An 18,517-nucleotide genomic window follows, 5' to 3' on the forward strand; every position below is an offset into this window, starting at 1 on the left:
TTATCACATTTTTGAGAAAAGAAAAACCCAGAAGAATCTGGGAATCTCTTATTGGTTTGTATTTTCAGTATTACCATTATTCTGTTGGTTTGATGAAGTATCTGAAGTCGATGTACCATCAGAAGTGGAAGTTTCAGTCTGTGTACCATTATCATGTGTCCCAGAAGCTGATGTACTTGAAGAAGAACTGCTTGACGTTGAACTACTTGATGATGATTGTGACAAACTATTATAGTAATTTATATAAGCATTTTTAAGTGAAGAGCTATCTCTTAAATAGTAATTTCCACCAAAGTTAACAACTCCACTTGGAACTTCCCAATCGGTTGCAGTGTAATCAGAGTGCATAAAGGTCATCATATTATGGTAAACATCTGATGCAATCCGCATGCTATTATCTAAAATTGGGGTCATGCGATTTGTATATCCTGTCCAAACCGCCATCGCATACTGACTAGAATATCCTATAAAGTTCTCATCTGGGACCACCATGGTGTTATAGGCTGCTTCTGGAATGGCAGCGATAATTGATTCCATCTCAGTATCGGTATAGTTTGAGGTACCAGTTTTCCCGGCCATCGGAACGCCAGAAACAGAAGCATTTAGTCCATATCCAACTTCCATTACTGACTTCATCATATCGGTCATCAAATAGGCTGTCTCTTCTGACATAACACGAGTTCCTGTTTGAGGAAATTCTTTTACGGTTCCATCTGAGAATACGATTTTATTGACGTATTGAGGTGCATAATAAGTTCCTCCATTTGCGAATGCGGCATAGGCAGCAGCCATTTTCTCACTGCTTGCCCCATATTCACTACTTGTATCAGAAGTGTTACTTGAAATCGCATTAGAGTAATGAATTTCTGGGTAATTAATTCCAACTGAATTTAGGAACTTCAATGATTTTTCTAGTCCAGTTGCTTCTAGTGCCTTGACGGCTGTAACGTTACGAGAATATTGTATTGCAGATTTGACAGTGAGACTACCGAAATATTGTTTGTCCCAGTTATTTACGGGTGTTGAGGTTCCCGGATAATTGTAGGGTTCATCAACAATGATATCTGCGGTTGAGCTGTATACCCCATTTTCGAAAGCCGGGGCATAATCAGTTATTGGTTTCATAGTTGATCCGAAATCACGATTAGTTTCGACAGCCTGGTTTGTTCCGAAAGAAACATTGCTTGGTTGGTTTCGAGCCCCTAATTGAGCGACCACCTTACCATTTGATACGTCAATAATAGTAGATGCAACTTGCAATAATTCATCTGGATACGATACATACATATCCGTATTATAAATGTTCCACAACTGTTGTTGAGCAGCTGAATCAACGTTTGTGTAGATATCCATCCCTGTAGTTAAGAGATTATAGCCTGTATTTTTTTCAACTTCCTCAATAACTTGTTTGAGGTAATTATCCATGTAAGCAGGATAGGCAGCATCGTTGGAAAGTGGAAGGAGACCGTCTGTTACAGGCGTTAGAATGGCTTGTTCATACTGACTATTGTCAATATACTTCTCAGCCAACATTTCTGAAAGAACGAGATCTCGTCTATTTTTTGCATCTTCAGGGTGGGAATATGGATCGTACTGGTTTGGTGCTTGTGGCATACCCGCTAACAATGCCAATTGGGCAAGGCTAAGTTCTTTTAATTCTTTACCATAAAAAATTTCTGCTGCAGTTTTCATGCCATATGTCCCATTTGACATATAGACTTTATTTACATAATAAGTAAGAATTTCCTGCTTGGTCTTCGTCTGCTCAAGCTGTAATGATAACCAAGCTTCTTGTACTTTACGCTTGAGATTCTGGTCTTCTGCAGAAGTTGAGAAGTAGGTCAACTTGATAAACTGTTGATCAAGTGTAGACCCCCCTTGCAGATTTCCGCCTGCAAGGTTATTAAGCAAGGATCCAGCAATCCGAATAACATCTATCCCTCTATGGTTATAGAAGCGTTGGTCTTCAATTGCGACGATTGCATTTGCAAGATCAGTCGGAATTTCTTCAGTCGTTGCATTCGACCGTTTCTCAGTTCCTAAATCTGCAATCAATTGGCCATCCTTATCATATATTTTACTGGAAACAGTCGCAGTTAAATCTTCTTCTGTTAATTTAGGAGCACTTAAGATATAGGATCCAACTAAAACTGCAGCAGCAACTATGCCCACTAAGGCAAGAGCCAATAAGATATTTACCAAACCTAGTAAATATTTTTTAAAGGTTGTTGTTTTCAAAAGAGTCACCACCTAATAGATTTTTTTCAATCACTGAAAGATAGGGAAGAGATGGAAATGAGTTCATCTCGATAACATATCCGAATTCTCTAATATATGTCAAAGGCATTGATTTTGTACCTTGATCAGAATGATAGTAGTGAATTAGATGAATTGCAGGTAATAAGTAGGTTTCCTTCAATGTTGAAAAGTGAAGAAGGACGAAACAAATTCCACCTTGCTCTACAACTTGTCGCATGTGCTCAATCTGGTGAGCATGGAAGTTTTTTAGAGGCATTGATTTTTTTTGGCGCGTTTCTTTTGCTTCAAAATCTATATAGTGTCCCTTAAAAACCCCAGAATAATCTGTCGTGGATGCTTGACGGAAATAAGCTTCAACAATTTTAGCTCGGCTTCGTTTCGGATAATCGACTTTTACAATTTGCACCGGAGTAGGTTTTTTATGAATCACTGCTAATCCATGAGCAAGGTAATATGCATTGCTTTCGTTAATTGCAGATTCAAAAGACATCCCACGATTTGCAAAGTCAATATGCTGAGATATGTTAGAGCTAGTTCTAGTGATTTTTTTTCCGATTTTATGTGGATAATTGACCATAGAACCCCTTCTTGATAAAATAAATATCAGCATATTATATCATAATTGAAGAAAAGAGTACAAGGAATGCATACTAATACCTTGTTGGTAAGTGGTTACAAGCACACAGATTTAGGAATTTTTAATGAGAAGGATCCCCGTCTTCCAATTATTAAGGCTGCTATCAGAAATGATCTTCTTCATTTTTTAGAGGAAGGGGTTAAATGGTTTGTTTTTACAGGAAATTTAGGATTCGAATATTGGGTTTTGGAAGTTCTTCAAGAGCTTCAATCAGAAGGGTACGAATGTAAATTAGCTTGTATATTTTTATTTGAAAATCATGGAGACCATTGGAATGAGTCCAATCAGGCAAAATTAACAAAATTTAAAAATGTTGATTTTGTGAAATTCACTTATCCGAACTATCAATCTCCAGCTCAATTTCGTCGGTACAATCAATTTTTGATTGAAAATACTGATGGTGTATATTTATTTTATGATAACGATAATGAAACAAATTTGAAATATTTTGTTCATCAAGCTTTAAAAGAAGAAGAGTATACTGTTAAAAAACTGACCTTCGATGAACTAAATGAAGTGGCTGAAAATTTTTCGAATTTTGAGTGATTTAACTTGCTTTTTCCATGTTTTTTTTAATATAATAGGATGAGTGACGTTTAAGGGTAAGGGAGAGAGAGATGGCAAGCATTAAGTTGACTACTAAAGATATTTTTGAGCAAGATTTTAAAATTGGTTTTCGTGGATATGATCAAGATGAAGTAAATGATTTTCTTGATGATATCATGAAGGATTATGATGCGTATGAAGCGATTATAAAGGAATTGAAGGGTGAGATTGCCCGATTAAAAGCTCAAGCAGCCAATAATTCTCGTTCAGTGACAACAGTCGCAGAGGAAACTACTGCTGTATTGCGAACAGAACGTCAATCTTCAGCGACTAATTTTGATATTTTACGACGTCTTAACCGATTAGAAAAAGAAGTTTTTGGGAAACAAATCGTTCAAGATTAGAAATAAGGTGAAAGTTGCAATTTTTGGATAATCGCGTGGTAGGATACTATCATGAGGAAAGTCCATGCTAGCACTGGCTGTGATGCCAGTAGTGTTTGTGCTAGGCGAACAAATAAGCCTAGGGACATCTTTGTATGTTACGGCGGTCAAACGAGCTAAGTCTTTGATATGCTTTAGTAGGCCTGAAAGTGCCACAGTGACGAAGTTTTTATGGAAACGTAAAAAATGGAACGCGGTAAACCCCACAAGTTAGCAACCCAAATTTTGGTCGGGGCATGGGATGGATGGAAACGAACAGAAATCCTGACTGTTTAGACAGTAGACAGATGATTATCGAAGGTGGCAGTACCTAGTGCCACTGGAACAAAACATGGCTTACAGAAAATTGCATATTATAGGTGGCTAGCTTTGCTAGCTTTTATTGTAGAGGAAATATATGAAAAAACAATTTGAATTCATTGCAACTGCAGCAGCAGGTTTAGAAGCAGTAGTTGGTCGTGAAATTCGTAACCTTGGCTATGAATGTCAAGTGGAAAATGGTCGTGTTCGCTTCCATGGTGATGTAAAATCAATGATTGAGACAAATATTTGGCTACGTTCGGCAGATAGAGTAAAAATAGTCGTTGGACAATTTCCAGCTAAAACTTTTGAGGAGCTATTTCAAGGAGTTTTTCATCTAGACTGGGAAAACTATTTACCACTTGGCTGTAAATTTCCAATTTCAAAGGCTAAGTGTGTAAAATCTAAATTGCATAATGAACCTAGCGTACAAGCTATATCTAAGAAAGCCGTAGTAAAAAAATTGCAAAAACATTTCTCCCGTCCAGAAGGAGTCCCTCTGCAGGAGGTTGGAGCAGAGTTCAAAATAGAAGTATCTATTTTGAAAGATGTAGCAACAGTCATGATCGATACAACAGGTTCTAGTTTATTCAAACGCGGGTACCGTGTTGAAAAAGGTGGCGCACCAATCAAAGAAAATATGGCAGCAGCTATTTTGCAATTATCGAATTGGTATCCAGATAAACCGCTTATTGACCCTACTTGCGGATCGGGAACTTTCTGTATTGAGGCAGCTATGTTGGCAAAAAATATAGCCCCAGGTTTGAAGAGAAGTTTTGCATTTGAGGAATGGCCGTGGGTTGAGGATCAATTGGTGGCTGCATTACGCAAAGAAGCGCAAGCTTCTATCAAATCAGACTTGGTGTTAGATATAACTGGTTCGGATATCGATGCCCGTCTGGTTGAGACAGCAAAAAGGAATGCCTATGCGGCCGGAGTTGAACAGGACATTGTTTTCAAACAGATGCGAGTCCAAGATTTGCGTACGGATAAACTAAATGGAGTTATTATTTCAAATCCACCATACGGTGAACGATTATTAGATGATAAAGCCATTGCTAGCTTGTACAAAGAGATGGGGCAAGTGTTTGAACCTCTCAAAACGTGGTCTATATTCATTCTAACGAGTGATGAACAGTTTGAAGTTCGTTATGGTCGGCAAGCAGATAAGAAACGGAAATTATATAATGGTACTTTAAAAGTTGATTTGTATCAATTTTTCGGACAACGGCTGAAACGCTCTACACAAGAAGTGCAGGCTTAGGAGGATATTGTGGTAGAAAAAAATAGTCATCACCTACCTCTAGATGAGGAAAATGTGTTGGATTTCGAGGTGGCAAAAGATTTAACGATTGAAGAAGCCGTCAAAAAACAAAAAGAAATAGAAGCTGGAGTAACAGAAGACGATGGATTGCTAGATCGTTATATTAAGCAACACCGTGAAGAAATTGAGTCTCAAAAATTTGAAACCCAAATTCATTCTGAGCCGTTACTTAAGCCGATTGAAAATGATGTTGAAAATAAAACGGAAACAACAAATTCAATTCTAACTGAAAAGTCAGAAGAGGTGGAAGATCATTCATTATTATCTAGCGAAGACGATACTGCTGAGTATCAGAGAGAAGTATTGGATGAAATTCCAGTTGTGTCAACAATATCGAACATTGAAACAAATGGGGTTTTGGAAGACAAAGGATTTGAACTAGCTCAAGAAGATGAAAATCAAGTAGGTCTTTCAGCCAAAAAACAAAGAAAGGTAGTTTATTTTTGGTCAGCAGCTGGTTTATTATTTGTTGGTGTGGTAGCAACTGCTTTAGTTTGGATGAATTCCGCCAATCAATCATCATCAAATACGGATGCTAGTTCCACAAGTACTAGTCAAACCACGACTTCATCATCATCAGATGCAAATGTTACTGCTTTTGAGCAACTGTATGCTAGCTTCTTTACTGACAGTAGTTTGACAAAATTGAAGAATTCTGAATTTGGTAAGTTGACTGAGCTAAAAGCGTTACTAGATAAGCTAGATAAAAGCTCTGATAGCTATAAGAAAGCGAAAGAGCAGTATGATGCACTTGAGAAGGCAATTACAGCTATCCAAGCGACCAATGCCCAATTCGATAAAGACGTCATAGTAGATGGTAAAATCGATACAACCGCAACTGTTAAAGCAGGAGAAACACTTTCTGCAACAACAACAGGAATTAGTTCAGTAGATGCATTATTAGCTTCAGTTGTCAATTTTGGACGTTCACAGCAAGAAGTTGCTTCATCTACTTTAGAGACAGAAGCAAGTGTTGTAGCAAATAATCAAGGTGCAGAAACAGCAGTTGATACAAGTACCTCAGGTGCAGCAATAACAGCGGGAGAAGAAGTAACAACTGCAACTGCAACTTCAACTTCATATGGGATTCCGATTCCAGCTGGAGTTACCTTGCAACGCGATCGTAGTCGAGTTCCGTACAATCAAGCGATGATTGATGATGCTAATAATGAGGCTTGGAATTTTACTCCGGGAACTTTAGAAAATATTGTGGCCATTTCACAACAACGTGGCTATATCACGGGCAATCAGTACATTTTGGAAAAAGTAAATATTATCAATGGTAATGGCTATTATAATATGTTTAAACCAGACGGCACCTACTTGTTCTCAATTAATTGTAAAACAGGTTATTTTGTTGGGAATGCTGCCGGTAATTCTGATGCTTTAGATTACTAATGCTTTCGAAAATCAATTTTATCTGTTGTCAAGCGCTAGTTCTAAGTTTTTGTATAAAATATCTCAACGAAAGGACTGGAGTGAAAAAAAGGAACAAATTGTAGTTGCTTCAACCCGAGTCTAGAAACTAGGAAATGAGGTAAAAATTTGAAGATGCAAGTCTCCACGATTTGTAATTCAAACTCAAAGTCTGGCTACAATATCGGTTGATTTTCATTGAGTAAAATAATTGAATAATACAAAAAGGTTTACAACCAGATTCGATGGAATAGGCTGTAAACCTTTTTTATTAAATAATGTTTCTCTCAAAGGCATCAGTAGAGATTCCTTGAGATAAAATTAATTTTGCCCATTCTTTTGCAGAGTGGAGACTGTGGTCTTTGTAGTTTCCGCATGACTCAATTGTTGTCCCTGGAACATCTTCCCAAGTAATTCCTTCAGCAATTTCCTCTAAACTTGATTTGATGACCTGAGCGATTTGAGTCGGGTCTTGTTTCCCCCACATAATCATATGGAACCCAGTTCGGCAACCGAATGGAGAACAGTCGATGAGCCCATCAATACGTTGGCGAATCAACTTTGCCAAGAGATGTTCAATAGTATGCAAACCAGCGGTATCCATTGCGTTTTCATTCGGTTGAATTAGACGAATATCAAAGTTGGTAATGATATCTCCATTTGGTCCAACTTCTTCGGAAATTAAGCGAATATATGGCGCTTTAACAATCGTATGGTCTAATTCAAAACTTTCAACAACAACATCTTTTTTCATCGTTTCCTCCATAAATAGTGATAAAATCATTATACCATATTTATGATTTTGGAATTGTGAAATCGTTTCAAATATGGTAAAATAGAAACAGATTTTGTGAAAATCGAATATTAAGTCTATGTTAGGATGCTGTTAGAAATCAATAAATCATTTCGATTTGACAACTGATGAAAAGAAGCAAAATAATATAGCTGAAAGAGGTAGAATATGGAAATCATTACAGTTGTAGTGACTCTTGTTTCTGCTCTCATTGGTTTAGTAATTGGTTACTTTGCCATTTCTTTGAAGATGAAAACTGCAAAAGAGGCTGCAGAATTGACACTTTTGAACGCGGAACAAGAAGCAAGTAATGTTCGAGGCCGTGCCGAAGATCAAGCTGAAGCCATCTTACAAACAGCAGAACGTGATCGTAAAACTTTGAAAAAAGAATTGCTTTTGGAAGCAAAGGAAGAGGCACGCAAGTATCGTGAAGAAATTGCAGAAGAATTTAAATCAGAGCGTCAAGAATTAAAACAAATTGAGTCTCGCTTAACAGAACGAGCAAGTAATTTGGATCGTAAAGACGACAATTTAACCAACAAAGAAAAGACTTTGGAGAAAAAAGAACAGAGTCTGACTGATAAATCTAAGCACATAGATGAGCGTGAGCAAGAAGTTGCAAAGTTAGAGGAGCAAAAAGCACTAGAGTTAGAACGGGTAGCGGCCTTAAGTCAAGATGAGGCGAAGGAGATTATCTTAGCAGATACGCGTGATAAGTTATCTCATGAAATCGCTACGCGTATTAAAGAAGCAGAGCGTGAAGTAAAAGAGCGATCTGATAAGATGGCGAAAGACCTATTAGCTCAAGCTATGCAGCGTATTTCTGGTGAATATGTTGCTGAACAAACGATAACCTCTGTCCATTTGCCAGATGATGCAATGAAAGGACGTATCATTGGCCGAGAAGGTCGAAATATTCGTACATTTGAAAGTCTGACAGGGATTGATGTGATTATCGACGATACTCCAGAAGTGGTTGTTCTTTCAGGATTTGATCCAATACGTCGGGAAATCGCTCGAATGACAATGGAGACATTGTTGCAAGATGGTCGTATTCATCCAGCTCGAATTGAAGAATTAGTAGAAAAATACCGTATTGAAATGGACAATCGCATCCGTGAATACGGGGAAGCGGCTGCTTATGAAGTAGGTGCTCCAAATCTGCATCCGGATTTGATAAAAATCATGGGTCGACTTCATTTCCGTACGTCTTATGGTCAAAATGTTCTTCGACATTCAATCGAAGTTGCAAAATTGGCAGGCGTGCTTGCAGCTGAATTAGGTGAAAATGTGAATTTGGCTCGCCGGGCTGGATTCTTACATGACGTTGGAAAAGCGATTGATCGAGAAGTTGATGGTAGTCATGTCGAAATCGGAACAGAGTTAGCCAAAAAATACAAGGAACATCCCATTGTTGTTAACGCAATTGCAAGTCATCACGGTGATGTTGAAGCGACAAGTACGATTGCAGTTATTGTTGCTGCGGCTGATGCTTTGAGCGCAGCCCGTCCGGGTTCACGTCGCGAATCAATGGAGGCTTACATTAAACGACTTCAAGATTTGGAAGAAATTGCTAATAGTTTTGATGGAATCAAACAATCTTATGCCATTCAAGCTGGTCGTGAGATTCGTATTATTGTGCATCCAAATAAGGTTAGTGATGATAAGATCACTATTTTGGCACACGATATCCGTGAGAAAATTGAAAACAATTTGGATTATCCAGGAAATATAAAGATAACAGTCATTCGTGAAACGCGAGCAATAGATATTGCAAAATAAAGTCTGAAAATGAATATGAAAGAGTCTGAATGAGATACCATCAAATGTTAGAGAAAATCTGGTAGTTGAAGGTGAATCAAATAGGCTCTTTTCTAGTTCTAAAATGTCTTTTAAAGATGAAAAAGGAAAATGTATGAACTACATTTAAAAGCAGTTGAAATTCAGACCAAATTTTGTTACACTAGAATGAAAGATTTAAAAGGAGATGTCATGCAAGAGCGAGGGTTACTCATTGTCTTTTCTGGACCATCGGGTGTTGGAAAAGGGACTGTTCGAAAGGAAATTTTTGAAAGCTCCGATAATAAGTTTGAATATTCTGTTTCCATGACGACACGTCCTCAACGACCAGGAGAGGTGGATGGCGTTGATTATTTCTTCCGTAGCCGAGAAGAATTTGAAGATTTGATTCGCCAAGGTCAAATGTTGGAATACGCTGAATATGTTGGTAATTATTATGGTACACCTTTAACATACGTCAATGAAACTCTCGATAAGGGAATAGATGTCTTTTTAGAAATTGAAGTTCAAGGTGCCCTTCAAGTGAAGAAGAAAGTTCCAGATGGAGTTTTTATCTTTTTGACGCCACCTGATTTAGAGGAATTACAAGATCGCTTGATTGGTCGGGGGACTGATAGTGAAGAGGTAATCCGTCAACGAATTGAACGTGCAAAAGAAGAAATCGCCTTGATGCGCGAGTATGATTATGCAGTTGTCAATGACGAAGTACCATTGGCGGCTGAACGTGTCAAACGGATTATTGAAGCAGAACATTTTCGTGTAGATCGAGTAATTGGTCGCTATGATGAAATGATTCGCGAGCAAATAGCAGAACGATAATAGAAAGAGAAGAGAATCGCATTATGATGTTAAAACCGTCTATTGATACCTTGTTAGATAAGGTACCATCTAAGTATTCTTTGGTTATTCTTGAGGCTAAACGGGCCCATGAATTGGAAGCAGGAGCGAAAGCAACCCAGGAATTTACTTCAGTTAAATCTACCCTTCGTGCTTTGGAGGAGATTGAATCTGGAAATGTGGTCATTCACCCAGATCCAAAAGCAAAAAGAGAAGCTGTTCGTCGCCGGGCTGAGGAAGCAAAGCGTTTAGCTGAGGAAGAAGAACGTAAAATCAAAGCTCAGATTGCTAAAGAAAAAGAAGACGGCGAAAAAATTTAAATATAAAACTCGGTTGGCACTACCATCCGGGTTTCTTTTCACTTTCAGATTGATAGACATGTTGATAGAAAGGAGGTAGGTCATTTAGTTTATCTTTTAATATTTGTTCCAACCAATAGTTGGAGTTTATACATAAAGTGAACCTTGTTCGCATCAGTCGTGGTATTAGAAGGTAAAATAAATGGAGATGGTATGTTAGCACAGATTATTGTAGACGTCCCTTTGATGCAGACAGATCAAGCTTATTCCTATCGAGTTCCAGCTGAGTTGGAAGAGGGGCTCAAGGTTGGTGTGCGTGTCCATGTACCCTTTGGTAAGGGAAATCGGCTGATTCAAGGGATTGTAGTTGACTTGATTGATGAAAATGATGAAAATAACTTACAAGACTTGAAAGAGCTTGCCGAGGTTTTGGACTATAGTCCTGTTCTCAATCAAGAGCAATTTTGGTTGGCGGACCAGATGAGGAAGTCGGTCTTCTCCTATAAAATTACTCTCTTAAAATCCATGCTACCCAGCTTGCTCAATTCGACCTATGACAAATTGATCCGTCCAGGGCTTGGTTTGGAAATGGCAGAGCAGCTTAGTCTGTTTGGTGATAAGGAACAGATTCGTTTTTCTGACTTGGACGTGACAGAGCAAGGAAAAATCATGCGTCTAGCCCAGTCTGGAAAAATCTTGGTAGACTATGTGGCCAAGGATAAGAAACAAATTAAGAAAGAAAAATGGTACCGAGTTTGTCTAGAGAGATTACGAGAAGCAGACATTAGTAATCGAGCAAAAAAACGGCAGCAGTTAAGGGAATTTCTTCTGGAACATTCTGAAGACCAGCTCCTTTCGAACCTAAAACCGGACTATTCAGCTGATACCCTTCGCTATTTCCAAGAAAACGGCTATATAGAAGTCTGGGAAGAGGAAGTGTCGCGGACTCAGGGAGTTTTTGATAAGGTGGAAAAAACGCAGGCCTTGGATTTGAATCCAGAGCAGGCGATTGCGGTTCGGGAGATTGTGGCCTCTATCGGTCAGGAGAGTCAGACATTTCTACTGCAAGGAGTGACAGGTTCTGGGAAGACGGAGGTTTATCTCCAGGTCATTGACAGGGTTTTAAAAATGGGGAAAACGGCCATTATGCTGGTGCCTGAAATATCCTTGACCCCTCAGATGACAAATCGTTTTATCTCTCGTTTTGGTCAGCAGGTTGCTATTTTGCACTCGGGCTTGTCTGATGGAGAGAAGTATGACGAGTGGAGAAAGATTGAGACGAGGAATGCCCAAGTGGTTGTTGGGGCACGTTCGGCTATTTTTGCACCATTGACAAACTTGGGCGTTATCATCATAGATGAGGAGCATGAGGCGACCTACAAGCAGGACAGTAATCCACGCTACCATGCGCGTGATGTGGCAAAGTTGCGGGCAGACTATAATCGAGCGACTCTGGTCTTGGGGTCTGCTACGCCGAGTCTTGAAACACGGGCTCGGGTTAGTCGAGGAGTCTATGGGAGACTGACTCTTAATCAGAGGGCCAATCCCTTGGCTCGTATTCCAGAAGTGGAAGTTGTGGATTTTCGAGATTACATTGGTCAGCAGGAGTCCAGTACCTTTACCCCTGTTTTGATTGATAAGATGAAAGAGAAGCTGGCTCGTAAGGAACAGGTAGTTCTTATGTTGAATCGGCGGGGTTATTCTTCTTTTGTCATGTGTCGTGATTGTGGGAGTGTTGACCAGTGTCCCAACTGTGATATTTCCCTGACGCTCCACATGGACACAAAGACGATGAATTGCCACTACTGCGGTTTTCAAAAGGGGATTCCTCAGACCTGTCCAAACTGCCAAAGTCGTTCCATTCGTTATTATGGGACGGGTACGCAAAAGGCCTACGATGAATTGCAGGAGCTTTTGCCAGAAGCTAGAATTTTGCGTATGGATGTGGATACTACCAAGAAAAAAGGTGCTCATGAGGACTTGCTCGAACGGTTTGGTCGAGGCGAAGCGGATATTCTTCTGGGAACCCAGATGATTGCCAAGGGCTTGGATTTTCCAAATGTGACGCTGGTTGGGGTGCTCAATGCTGATACGGCTCTCAATTTGCCTGATTTTCGGTCTTCTGAGCGGACCTTCCAGTTGCTAACTCAGGTAGCTGGTCGGGCCGGTCGAGCTGATAAGGAAGGGGAGGTCCTGATTCAGACCTACAACCCCAATCATTATGCCATTGCTTTTGCCAAGGAGCAGGATTATGAAGGTTTCTATCGTTATGAGATGGGCATTCGGAAAAATCTTGGTTATCCACCTTACTATTTTACGGTTGGCTTAACCTTGTCGCACAAGTCAGAAGAATTTGTCGTGAAAAAAGCCTATGAAACTGTAGCCTTTCTCCGTCAACACTTAACAGATGCAATTCAAATCTTGGGACCAACGCCCAAGCCTATTGCCAGAACCCATAATCTCTACCACTACCAGATTATCTTGAAATACCGGCATGAAGACCGTTTGGAAGAAGTCTTGAACCAGATTTTGGATTGGACACAGGAGAGAGAAAATCAAGATTTGCGGCTGATTATTGACAATGAACCGCAGAATATGATGTGAGGTCACTATTGATCTTGCATTTTTTTTATTCCAAATTTATTTTCATAGAGCGTTATTAATTCAAATAAACCTTGAATTAAGGAAAAAATAAGTATAAATGGTATAATTAGGAGATAGTATAATCAAAAATTAGTACGAATGAAAGGGAGATGAGAAAGGAAGCATGACAAAGTTAATTTTTATGGGAACACCAGCGTTTTCGGCTACTGTCTTAAGGGGATTATTAGCGGATGATAATTATGAAATACTTGCTGTTGTAACCCAGCCAGACCGAGCTGTTGGACGAAAAAAAGTCATCCAAATGACACCTGTGAAAGAAGTAGCCTTGGAATACAATTTACCAGTCTATCAACCAGAGAAGCTATCTGGAAGCCAAGAATTGGACGAGCTGATGAATTTAGGAGCAGATGGGATTGTGACGGCAGCTTTTGGGCAATTCCTACCAACCAAATTATTGAACTCAGTTGACTTTGCAGTCAATGTTCACGCTTCTCTTCTTCCTAAATACCGTGGCGGTGCCCCTATCCATTACGCCTTGATTAACGGTGATGAACGTGCCGGCGTAACCATCATGGAAATGGTCAAGGAAATGGATGCAGGAGACATGATTTCCAGAGATAGTATTGCTATTGAAGAAAGCGACAATGTCGGCACCTTGTTTGAAAAGTTGGCTGTTGTTGGTCGGGATTTATTATTACAAACCTTACCAGCCTATATTGCTGGTGACTTGAAACCAGTCGCTCAAAATCCAGATCAGGTAACCTTCTCACCAAATATTCAGCCAGAGGAAGAGGTTCTGGATTGGAATAAGACAGCTCGTCAATTATTTAATCAGATTAGAGGTATGTATCCTTGGCCTGTTGCCCATACTTATTGGCAAGGGGAACGGTTTAAAATTCAAGAAGCTGTAGAAACAGAAGGTGAAGGATCAGTCGGTCAGGTTATTGCTCGAAGCAAGAAAGAATTGGTTATTGCGGCAGGTCAGGGAGCCCTTTCTCTGAAAACAGTCCAGCCGGCTGGTAAGCCCAAAATGACAATTGCGGACTTCTTGAATGGAGCTGGTCGAGATATCAAGGTGGGAGATCGATTTGGTGGTCAATAAACAAGAATCAGCAAGAGGTCTAGCTTTGTCTGTATTGGAACAAGTCTTTGATCAAGGAGCTTACTCGAACATCGCTCTCAATAAGGCTCTAGAATCTTCTCAGTTATCAGCACAGGATAAGGGATTGGCGACCGAGTTGGTTTATGGGACGGTTTCTCGTAAAATGACTCTAGAGTGGTATTTGGCACATTTTATTGAGGATAGAGAAAAGTTAGATACATGGGTTTACTATCTACTCATGTTGAGTCTGTATCAGCTACTCTATTTGGATAAACTGCCTATTCACGCAGTTGTCAATGAGGCTGTACAAATCGCAAAAAGAGGCCGAGGTGCAGACAAGTTTGTTAATGCAGTTCTTCGTAAAATCAGTCAAACTTCGTTGCCAAGTCCATCTGATATTAAGCGAAAGAATAAACGGTTATCTATTCAATATTCTGTACCTGTTTGGCTGGTCCAAACTTTAATTACGGAATACGGTGAGGACCGCGCAGAGAAGATTTTTCAAAGTCTGCACACTCGAAACAAAGCCAGTGTGCGCGTGACAGATAGTAAACAAGTAAATCGTTTAGCAAGAGAATTAGGTGCGGATGTTTCAAAATTATCACCTTTTGGTCTGGTAAAATCTCATGGACACTTTGCAGGAACAGATTATTTTAAAGACGGGCTTTTAACGATTCAAGATGAAACCAGTCAATTGGTAGCTCCGACTTTGGATATTCAAGGAGATGAAATCATCTTGGATGCCTGTGCAGCTCCGGGTGGAAAGACCTGTCATATAGCGAGTTATCTTACAACAGGTAAAGTCACTGCATTGGACCTTTATGATCATAAGTTGACGTTAATTGAAGAGAATGCTCATCGATTGGGGTTGACAAATAAAATAGAAACAATGCGATTGGATGCAAGTCAAGTTCATGAAACATTTGGTCCCGATAGCTTTGATAAAATATTGGTGGATGCTCCATGTTCCGGAATAGGGCTTATCCGTCGTAAGCCAGATATTCGTTACAATAAAGCTGCAATGGATTTTGATTCGTTGAAACATATTCAATTGCGAATATTAGACAGTGTTTGCCAAACTCTGAAAATAGGTGGTATAATAACCTATAGTACTTGTACGATTATTGCCAAGGAAAACCAAGAGGTGATTCAGGAGTTTTTGGCCAATCATCCGAATTTTGAGCAGGTGCCTCTTGAGCATCCTCTGCCGGATATTGTAGTGGATGGTTGTTTATTGATTACACCGGAGCTATATGAGACAGATGGATTTTTCATTAGTAAAATAAGAAGAAAATCCTAGAATAAGAGGAGGAAGTTGCTTAGCAACTGTATTATAAATATGGAAATTGCATTATTAACTGATGTGGGACTTAAACGTTCAAACAACCAAGATTACGTGAATCGGTATACCAATAGAGCTGGGATTGATTTAATTGTGTTGGCAGATGGTATGGGTGGGCATAGAGCGGGACATATTGCTAGTGAAATGACAGCAACTGACCTCGGAATCGCTTGGGTTGATACTCAATTATCAACATTGAATGATGTTCGCGAATGGATGGTCCATGTCATTGAACAAGAGAATAAAAAAATCCATGAATTGGGACAAACCGAAGAATACAAAGGGATGGGTACAACTTTAGAAGCTGTTGTCATTATCGATAATCAAATGATTTTTGCTCACGTTGGAGATTCACGTATTGGATTGATTCGTAATGGTGAATATACTCGCCTTACAAATGACCATTCTCTAGTTGGAGCCTTGGTAAGAGCAGGTCAATTGACGGAGGAAGAAGCTCAACGCCATCCGCAAAAGAATATTGTTACTCAATCTATTGGTCAAGCAGATCCAGTTGAACCTGATATTGCTTTAAAGACGTTAGAGGCGGGTGATTTTATCGTTGTTAATAGCGATGGTTTGACCAATATGGTTTCAGTCGAAGATATACGAGATATTGTGCTTAGCGAGGTTGCGCTGGAGAGTAAGGTTGAGACCTTGATTCGATTTGCGAATAATGCCGGCGGTTTGGACAATATTACAGTTGCTCTTCTACACGTAACGGAGGAGGCGCACTAATGATTCAAATCGGTAAAATTTTTGCCGGTCGGTATCGAATTATTCGGCAAATTGGTCGCGGGGGAATGGCAGATGTTTACCTTGCAAAAGATTTGATATTAGATGGTGAAGAGGTTGCTGTTAAAGTTCTTCGCACCAACTATCAGACTGACCAAATTGCGGTTCAGCGTTTTCAAAGAGAAGCACGAGCGATGGCAGAATTGGATCACCCGAATATTGTTCGTATCTCAGATATTGGCGAGGAAGATGGCCAACAATATCTGGCTATGGAGTATGTCAATGGATTAGACCTGAAACGCTATATTAAAGAAAATGCACCTCTTGCAAATGATGTAGCTGTTCGTATTATGGGACAAATTCTATTAGCAATGCGTATGGCACATACTAGAGGAATTGTTCACAGGGATTTAAAACCTCAAAATGTACTTTTGACAACGGATGGAGTTGCAAAGGTGACAGACTTTGGTATTGCAGTTGCATTTGCTGAAACAAGTCTGACTCAAACAAATTCAATGCTTGGATCAGTTCATTACCTCTCTCCTGAACAAGCTCGTGGTGCAAAAGCGACGATTCAAAGTGATATCTATGCAATGGGGATTATCCTTTTTGAAATGTTGACAGGGCGAATCCCATATGATGGAGATAGTGCAGTTACTATTGCATTACAACATTTCCAAAAACCCCTGCCATCAGTTAGAGAAGAAAATGCTAATGTTCCACAAGCTCTCGAAAATGTTGTGTTAAAAGCAACGGCAAAGAAGCTTAGTGAACGGTATAAGTCTGTTGCAGAAATGTATGCGGATTTAGCTTCATCACTTTCAATGGACAGAAGAAATGAGCCTCGAATTGTTTTAGAAGGCAATAGAGTCGATACCAAAACCTTACCAAAATTATCACAGGTAAACGTTGAGAATAAGAGTCAGGAAGACAGTGAAAAAAATTCCAAGGAATTGCCTAATAACCAGACCTCTCCTTCAAAAAACGTATCAAAGCAGGCCTTGAAACCACGACGCGGGATGAGGACGCGATACAAAGTTTTAATTGGAGCGATTGTTTTGACAATTGCGGCTTTGGGATTTTTGATATACAGTACCCCTTCTACAGTACAAGTTCCTAATGTAGTTGGTGAAACCTTAGATGTTGCAAAGGAAAAAATTGAGGTCGCAGGACTGGTTGTTGGAGATGTAAAAGAAGAGGCCTCGACAGAATATAAGGAAGGAACTGTTATTCGGACTAGTCCTGGGGCCAATACTTCTAGGATGGAAGGTAGCAAAGTTGACATTGTTGTAGCCAGTGTCGCTATGGTTACAGTACCAAATTTAATTGGAAGCGATGCAGACTCCGCTCAAAAAGAATTGGAAGATTTAGGGTTTAAGGTAACGCTTAAAAAAGAATATAGCGATACTGTAGAAGAAGGCTATGTCATTAAGACAGACCCTGTAGCAAATAGTTCAAAAGAAAAAGGCAGTACAATTACGGTGGTAGTGTCTAAAGGGGCACAACCAAAAACAGTTCCGGATGTTACCGGAAAATCACAAGACACTGCGAAACAACTTCTTGAGGCAGCGGGATTCATTATAGGTACTATTTCAGAAGAGTATAGTGATAGTGTTGCAGAAGGAAATGTTATTAGTACAGATCCTCAAGCAAATGTAGAATTAGAGAAAGGTTCTATTGTTAATATGGTAGTTTCTAAAGGGAAGGAAGTTATCATGCCGGATCTTGTTTCTGCAGGCTACACTTACTCCGAAGCTCGAAATCAGCTACAATCCTTAGGTGTTACCACAATAGAAAAACAAGAGGATCGCAGTTATACAACCACAACTAGTGATATTGTCGTAGGTCAGTATCCTGCTGCGGGCACTGTCATTGATGGACCAGTGACATTGTATGTATCAGTCGCGACTACGAGCACAAATTCTACCAGTACGACAGGTTCCTCCTCAAGTACTTCTACTAGTAGTAGCGAATAGTTTTCATATTTAGTATTATTTATAAAGAGAGAACGATAATGTTCTCTCTTTTAATGTTAGTAAATATACGTATATTTTTGTTTTATGGACATAATTTAATTGGATAT

At 39.5% G+C, this 18,517-nt stretch carries 14 protein-coding genes, 1 other RNA gene and 2 pseudogenes; 14 read left to right on the plus strand and 3 right to left on the minus strand.

Annotated elements, in window-relative coordinates:
* Window positions 1-48: 48 nt before the first annotated feature.
* Together pbp1a and recU are read right to left on the minus strand one after the other, a co-directional pair.
* A complete protein-coding gene (gene pbp1a, locus L6410_RS01720) occupies window positions 49-2,238 on the minus strand; it encodes a penicillin-binding protein PBP1A (protein ID WP_024397595.1) in 2,190 nt (729 codons plus the stop codon).
* Window positions 2,219-2,836, minus strand: a complete 618-nt coding sequence (gene recU / locus L6410_RS01725; protein ID WP_024391820.1) for a Holliday junction resolvase RecU — start codon at window positions 2,834-2,836, stop codon at window positions 2,219-2,221. Before recU ends, pbp1a begins: the two co-directional genes overlap by 20 nt.
* 66 nt (window positions 2,837-2,902) lie before the next feature.
* Here recU and L6410_RS01730 point away from each other — a divergent pair, with 66 nt between their 5' ends.
* From L6410_RS01730 to L6410_RS01750, 5 genes are all read left to right on the plus strand, one after another.
* Window positions 2,903-3,442: an SLOG family protein gene (locus L6410_RS01730; RefSeq protein WP_237396603.1), complete on the plus strand. Its 540-nt coding sequence runs from the start codon at window positions 2,903-2,905 to the stop codon at window positions 3,440-3,442.
* A gap of 71 nt (window positions 3,443-3,513) precedes the next feature.
* Window positions 3,514-3,846 carry a cell division regulator GpsB gene (gene gpsB / locus L6410_RS01735; RefSeq protein ID WP_024397592.1) on the plus strand — a complete coding sequence of 111 codons (333 nt, stop codon included), beginning with the start codon at window positions 3,514-3,516 and terminating at the stop codon, window positions 3,844-3,846.
* A gap of 19 nt (window positions 3,847-3,865) precedes the next feature.
* An RNA gene (rnpB, locus tag L6410_RS01740) (RNase P RNA component class B) lies at window positions 3,866-4,229 on the plus strand.
* A 53-nt stretch (window positions 4,230-4,282) separates the two neighbouring features.
* Complete coding sequence (locus L6410_RS01745) at window positions 4,283-5,449, plus strand: THUMP domain-containing class I SAM-dependent RNA methyltransferase (RefSeq protein ID WP_172040425.1); 1,167 nt, start codon at window positions 4,283-4,285, stop codon at window positions 5,447-5,449.
* A 9-nt stretch (window positions 5,450-5,458) separates the two neighbouring features.
* A complete protein-coding gene (locus L6410_RS01750; RefSeq protein WP_237395688.1) occupies window positions 5,459-6,907 on the plus strand; it encodes a cell division site-positioning protein MapZ family protein in 1,449 nt (482 codons plus the stop codon).
* Window positions 6,908-7,196: 289 nt separating this feature from the next.
* Here the strand turns inward: L6410_RS01750 and L6410_RS01755 are convergent, their stop codons facing one another.
* The gene (locus L6410_RS01755) at window positions 7,197-7,679 is read right to left on the minus strand and encodes an S-ribosylhomocysteine lyase (RefSeq protein WP_172025114.1); all 483 of its coding nucleotides are present in this window, start codon (window positions 7,677-7,679) and stop codon (window positions 7,197-7,199) included.
* A 207-nt stretch (window positions 7,680-7,886) separates the two neighbouring features.
* Between L6410_RS01755 and L6410_RS01760 the strand changes: the two genes are divergently transcribed.
* The 9 genes and pseudogenes from L6410_RS01760 to L6410_RS11130 all read left to right on the plus strand — a co-directional run.
* Window positions 7,887-9,500 (plus strand): ribonuclease Y, encoded by a 1,614-nt coding sequence (locus tag L6410_RS01760; protein WP_237395690.1) that lies wholly within the window; start codon window positions 7,887-7,889, stop codon window positions 9,498-9,500.
* Window positions 9,501-9,710: 210 nt separating this feature from the next.
* Window positions 9,711-10,337: a guanylate kinase gene (gene gmk / locus L6410_RS01765; RefSeq protein ID WP_171989522.1), complete on the plus strand. Its 627-nt coding sequence runs from the start codon at window positions 9,711-9,713 to the stop codon at window positions 10,335-10,337.
* A 23-nt stretch (window positions 10,338-10,360) separates the two neighbouring features.
* Complete coding sequence (gene rpoZ / locus L6410_RS01770; RefSeq protein WP_024391829.1) at window positions 10,361-10,675, plus strand: DNA-directed RNA polymerase subunit omega; 315 nt, start codon at window positions 10,361-10,363, stop codon at window positions 10,673-10,675.
* 192 nt (window positions 10,676-10,867) lie between these two features.
* Window positions 10,868-13,258, plus strand: coding sequence for a primosomal protein N' (locus L6410_RS01775; protein WP_237395695.1), 2,391 nt, complete (start codon window positions 10,868-10,870; stop codon window positions 13,256-13,258).
* A gap of 163 nt (window positions 13,259-13,421) precedes the next feature.
* Window positions 13,422-14,360 carry a methionyl-tRNA formyltransferase gene (gene fmt / locus L6410_RS01780; protein ID WP_237395697.1) on the plus strand — a complete coding sequence of 313 codons (939 nt, stop codon included), beginning with the start codon at window positions 13,422-13,424 and terminating at the stop codon, window positions 14,358-14,360.
* The gene (gene rsmB, locus L6410_RS01785) at window positions 14,311-15,660 is read left to right on the plus strand and encodes a 16S rRNA (cytosine(967)-C(5))-methyltransferase RsmB (protein WP_419580008.1); all 1,350 of its coding nucleotides are present in this window, start codon (window positions 14,311-14,313) and stop codon (window positions 15,658-15,660) included. Before fmt ends, rsmB begins: the two co-directional genes overlap by 50 nt.
* A gap of 39 nt (window positions 15,661-15,699) precedes the next feature.
* A complete protein-coding gene (locus L6410_RS01790) occupies window positions 15,700-16,437 on the plus strand; it encodes a Stp1/IreP family PP2C-type Ser/Thr phosphatase (protein WP_172040420.1) in 738 nt (245 codons plus the stop codon).
* A pseudogene (gene pknB / locus L6410_RS01795) lies at window positions 16,437-18,167 on the plus strand (Stk1 family PASTA domain-containing Ser/Thr kinase); the annotation flags it as partial. The gene L6410_RS01790 and the pseudogene pknB, both read left to right, overlap by 1 nt.
* Window positions 18,156-18,410, plus strand: a pseudogene (locus L6410_RS11130) (PASTA domain-containing protein); the annotation flags it as partial. The pseudogenes pknB and L6410_RS11130, both read left to right, overlap by 12 nt.
* Between the last annotated feature and the right edge of the window lie 107 nt (window positions 18,411-18,517).

Source organism: Streptococcus parasuis, from assembly GCF_021654455.1.
Classification (GTDB): domain Bacteria; phylum Bacillota; class Bacilli; order Lactobacillales; family Streptococcaceae; genus Streptococcus; species Streptococcus parasuis.

Coding starts and splice junctions, on each gene's coding strand:
- recU (WP_024391820.1), bottom strand. CDS start 2,836: ATGGTCAATTATCCACATAAAATCGGAAAAAAAATCACTAGAACTAGC.
- L6410_RS01730 (WP_237396603.1), top strand. CDS start 2,903: ATGCATACTAATACCTTGTTGGTAAGTGGTTACAAGCACACAGATTTA.
- gpsB (WP_024397592.1), top strand. CDS start 3,514: ATGGCAAGCATTAAGTTGACTACTAAAGATATTTTTGAGCAAGATTTT.
- L6410_RS01745 (WP_172040425.1), top strand. CDS start 4,283: ATGAAAAAACAATTTGAATTCATTGCAACTGCAGCAGCAGGTTTAGAA.
- L6410_RS01755 (WP_172025114.1), bottom strand. CDS start 7,679: ATGAAAAAAGATGTTGTTGTTGAAAGTTTTGAATTAGACCATACGATT.
- L6410_RS01760 (WP_237395690.1), top strand. CDS start 7,887: ATGGAAATCATTACAGTTGTAGTGACTCTTGTTTCTGCTCTCATTGGT.
- gmk (WP_171989522.1), top strand. CDS start 9,711: ATGCAAGAGCGAGGGTTACTCATTGTCTTTTCTGGACCATCGGGTGTT.
- rpoZ (WP_024391829.1), top strand. CDS start 10,361: ATGATGTTAAAACCGTCTATTGATACCTTGTTAGATAAGGTACCATCT.
- L6410_RS01775 (WP_237395695.1), top strand. CDS start 10,868: ATGTTAGCACAGATTATTGTAGACGTCCCTTTGATGCAGACAGATCAA.
- fmt (WP_237395697.1), top strand. CDS start 13,422: ATGACAAAGTTAATTTTTATGGGAACACCAGCGTTTTCGGCTACTGTC.
- rsmB (WP_419580008.1), top strand. CDS start 14,311: ATGGAGCTGGTCGAGATATCAAGGTGGGAGATCGATTTGGTGGTCAAT.
- L6410_RS01790 (WP_172040420.1), top strand. CDS start 15,700: ATGGAAATTGCATTATTAACTGATGTGGGACTTAAACGTTCAAACAAC.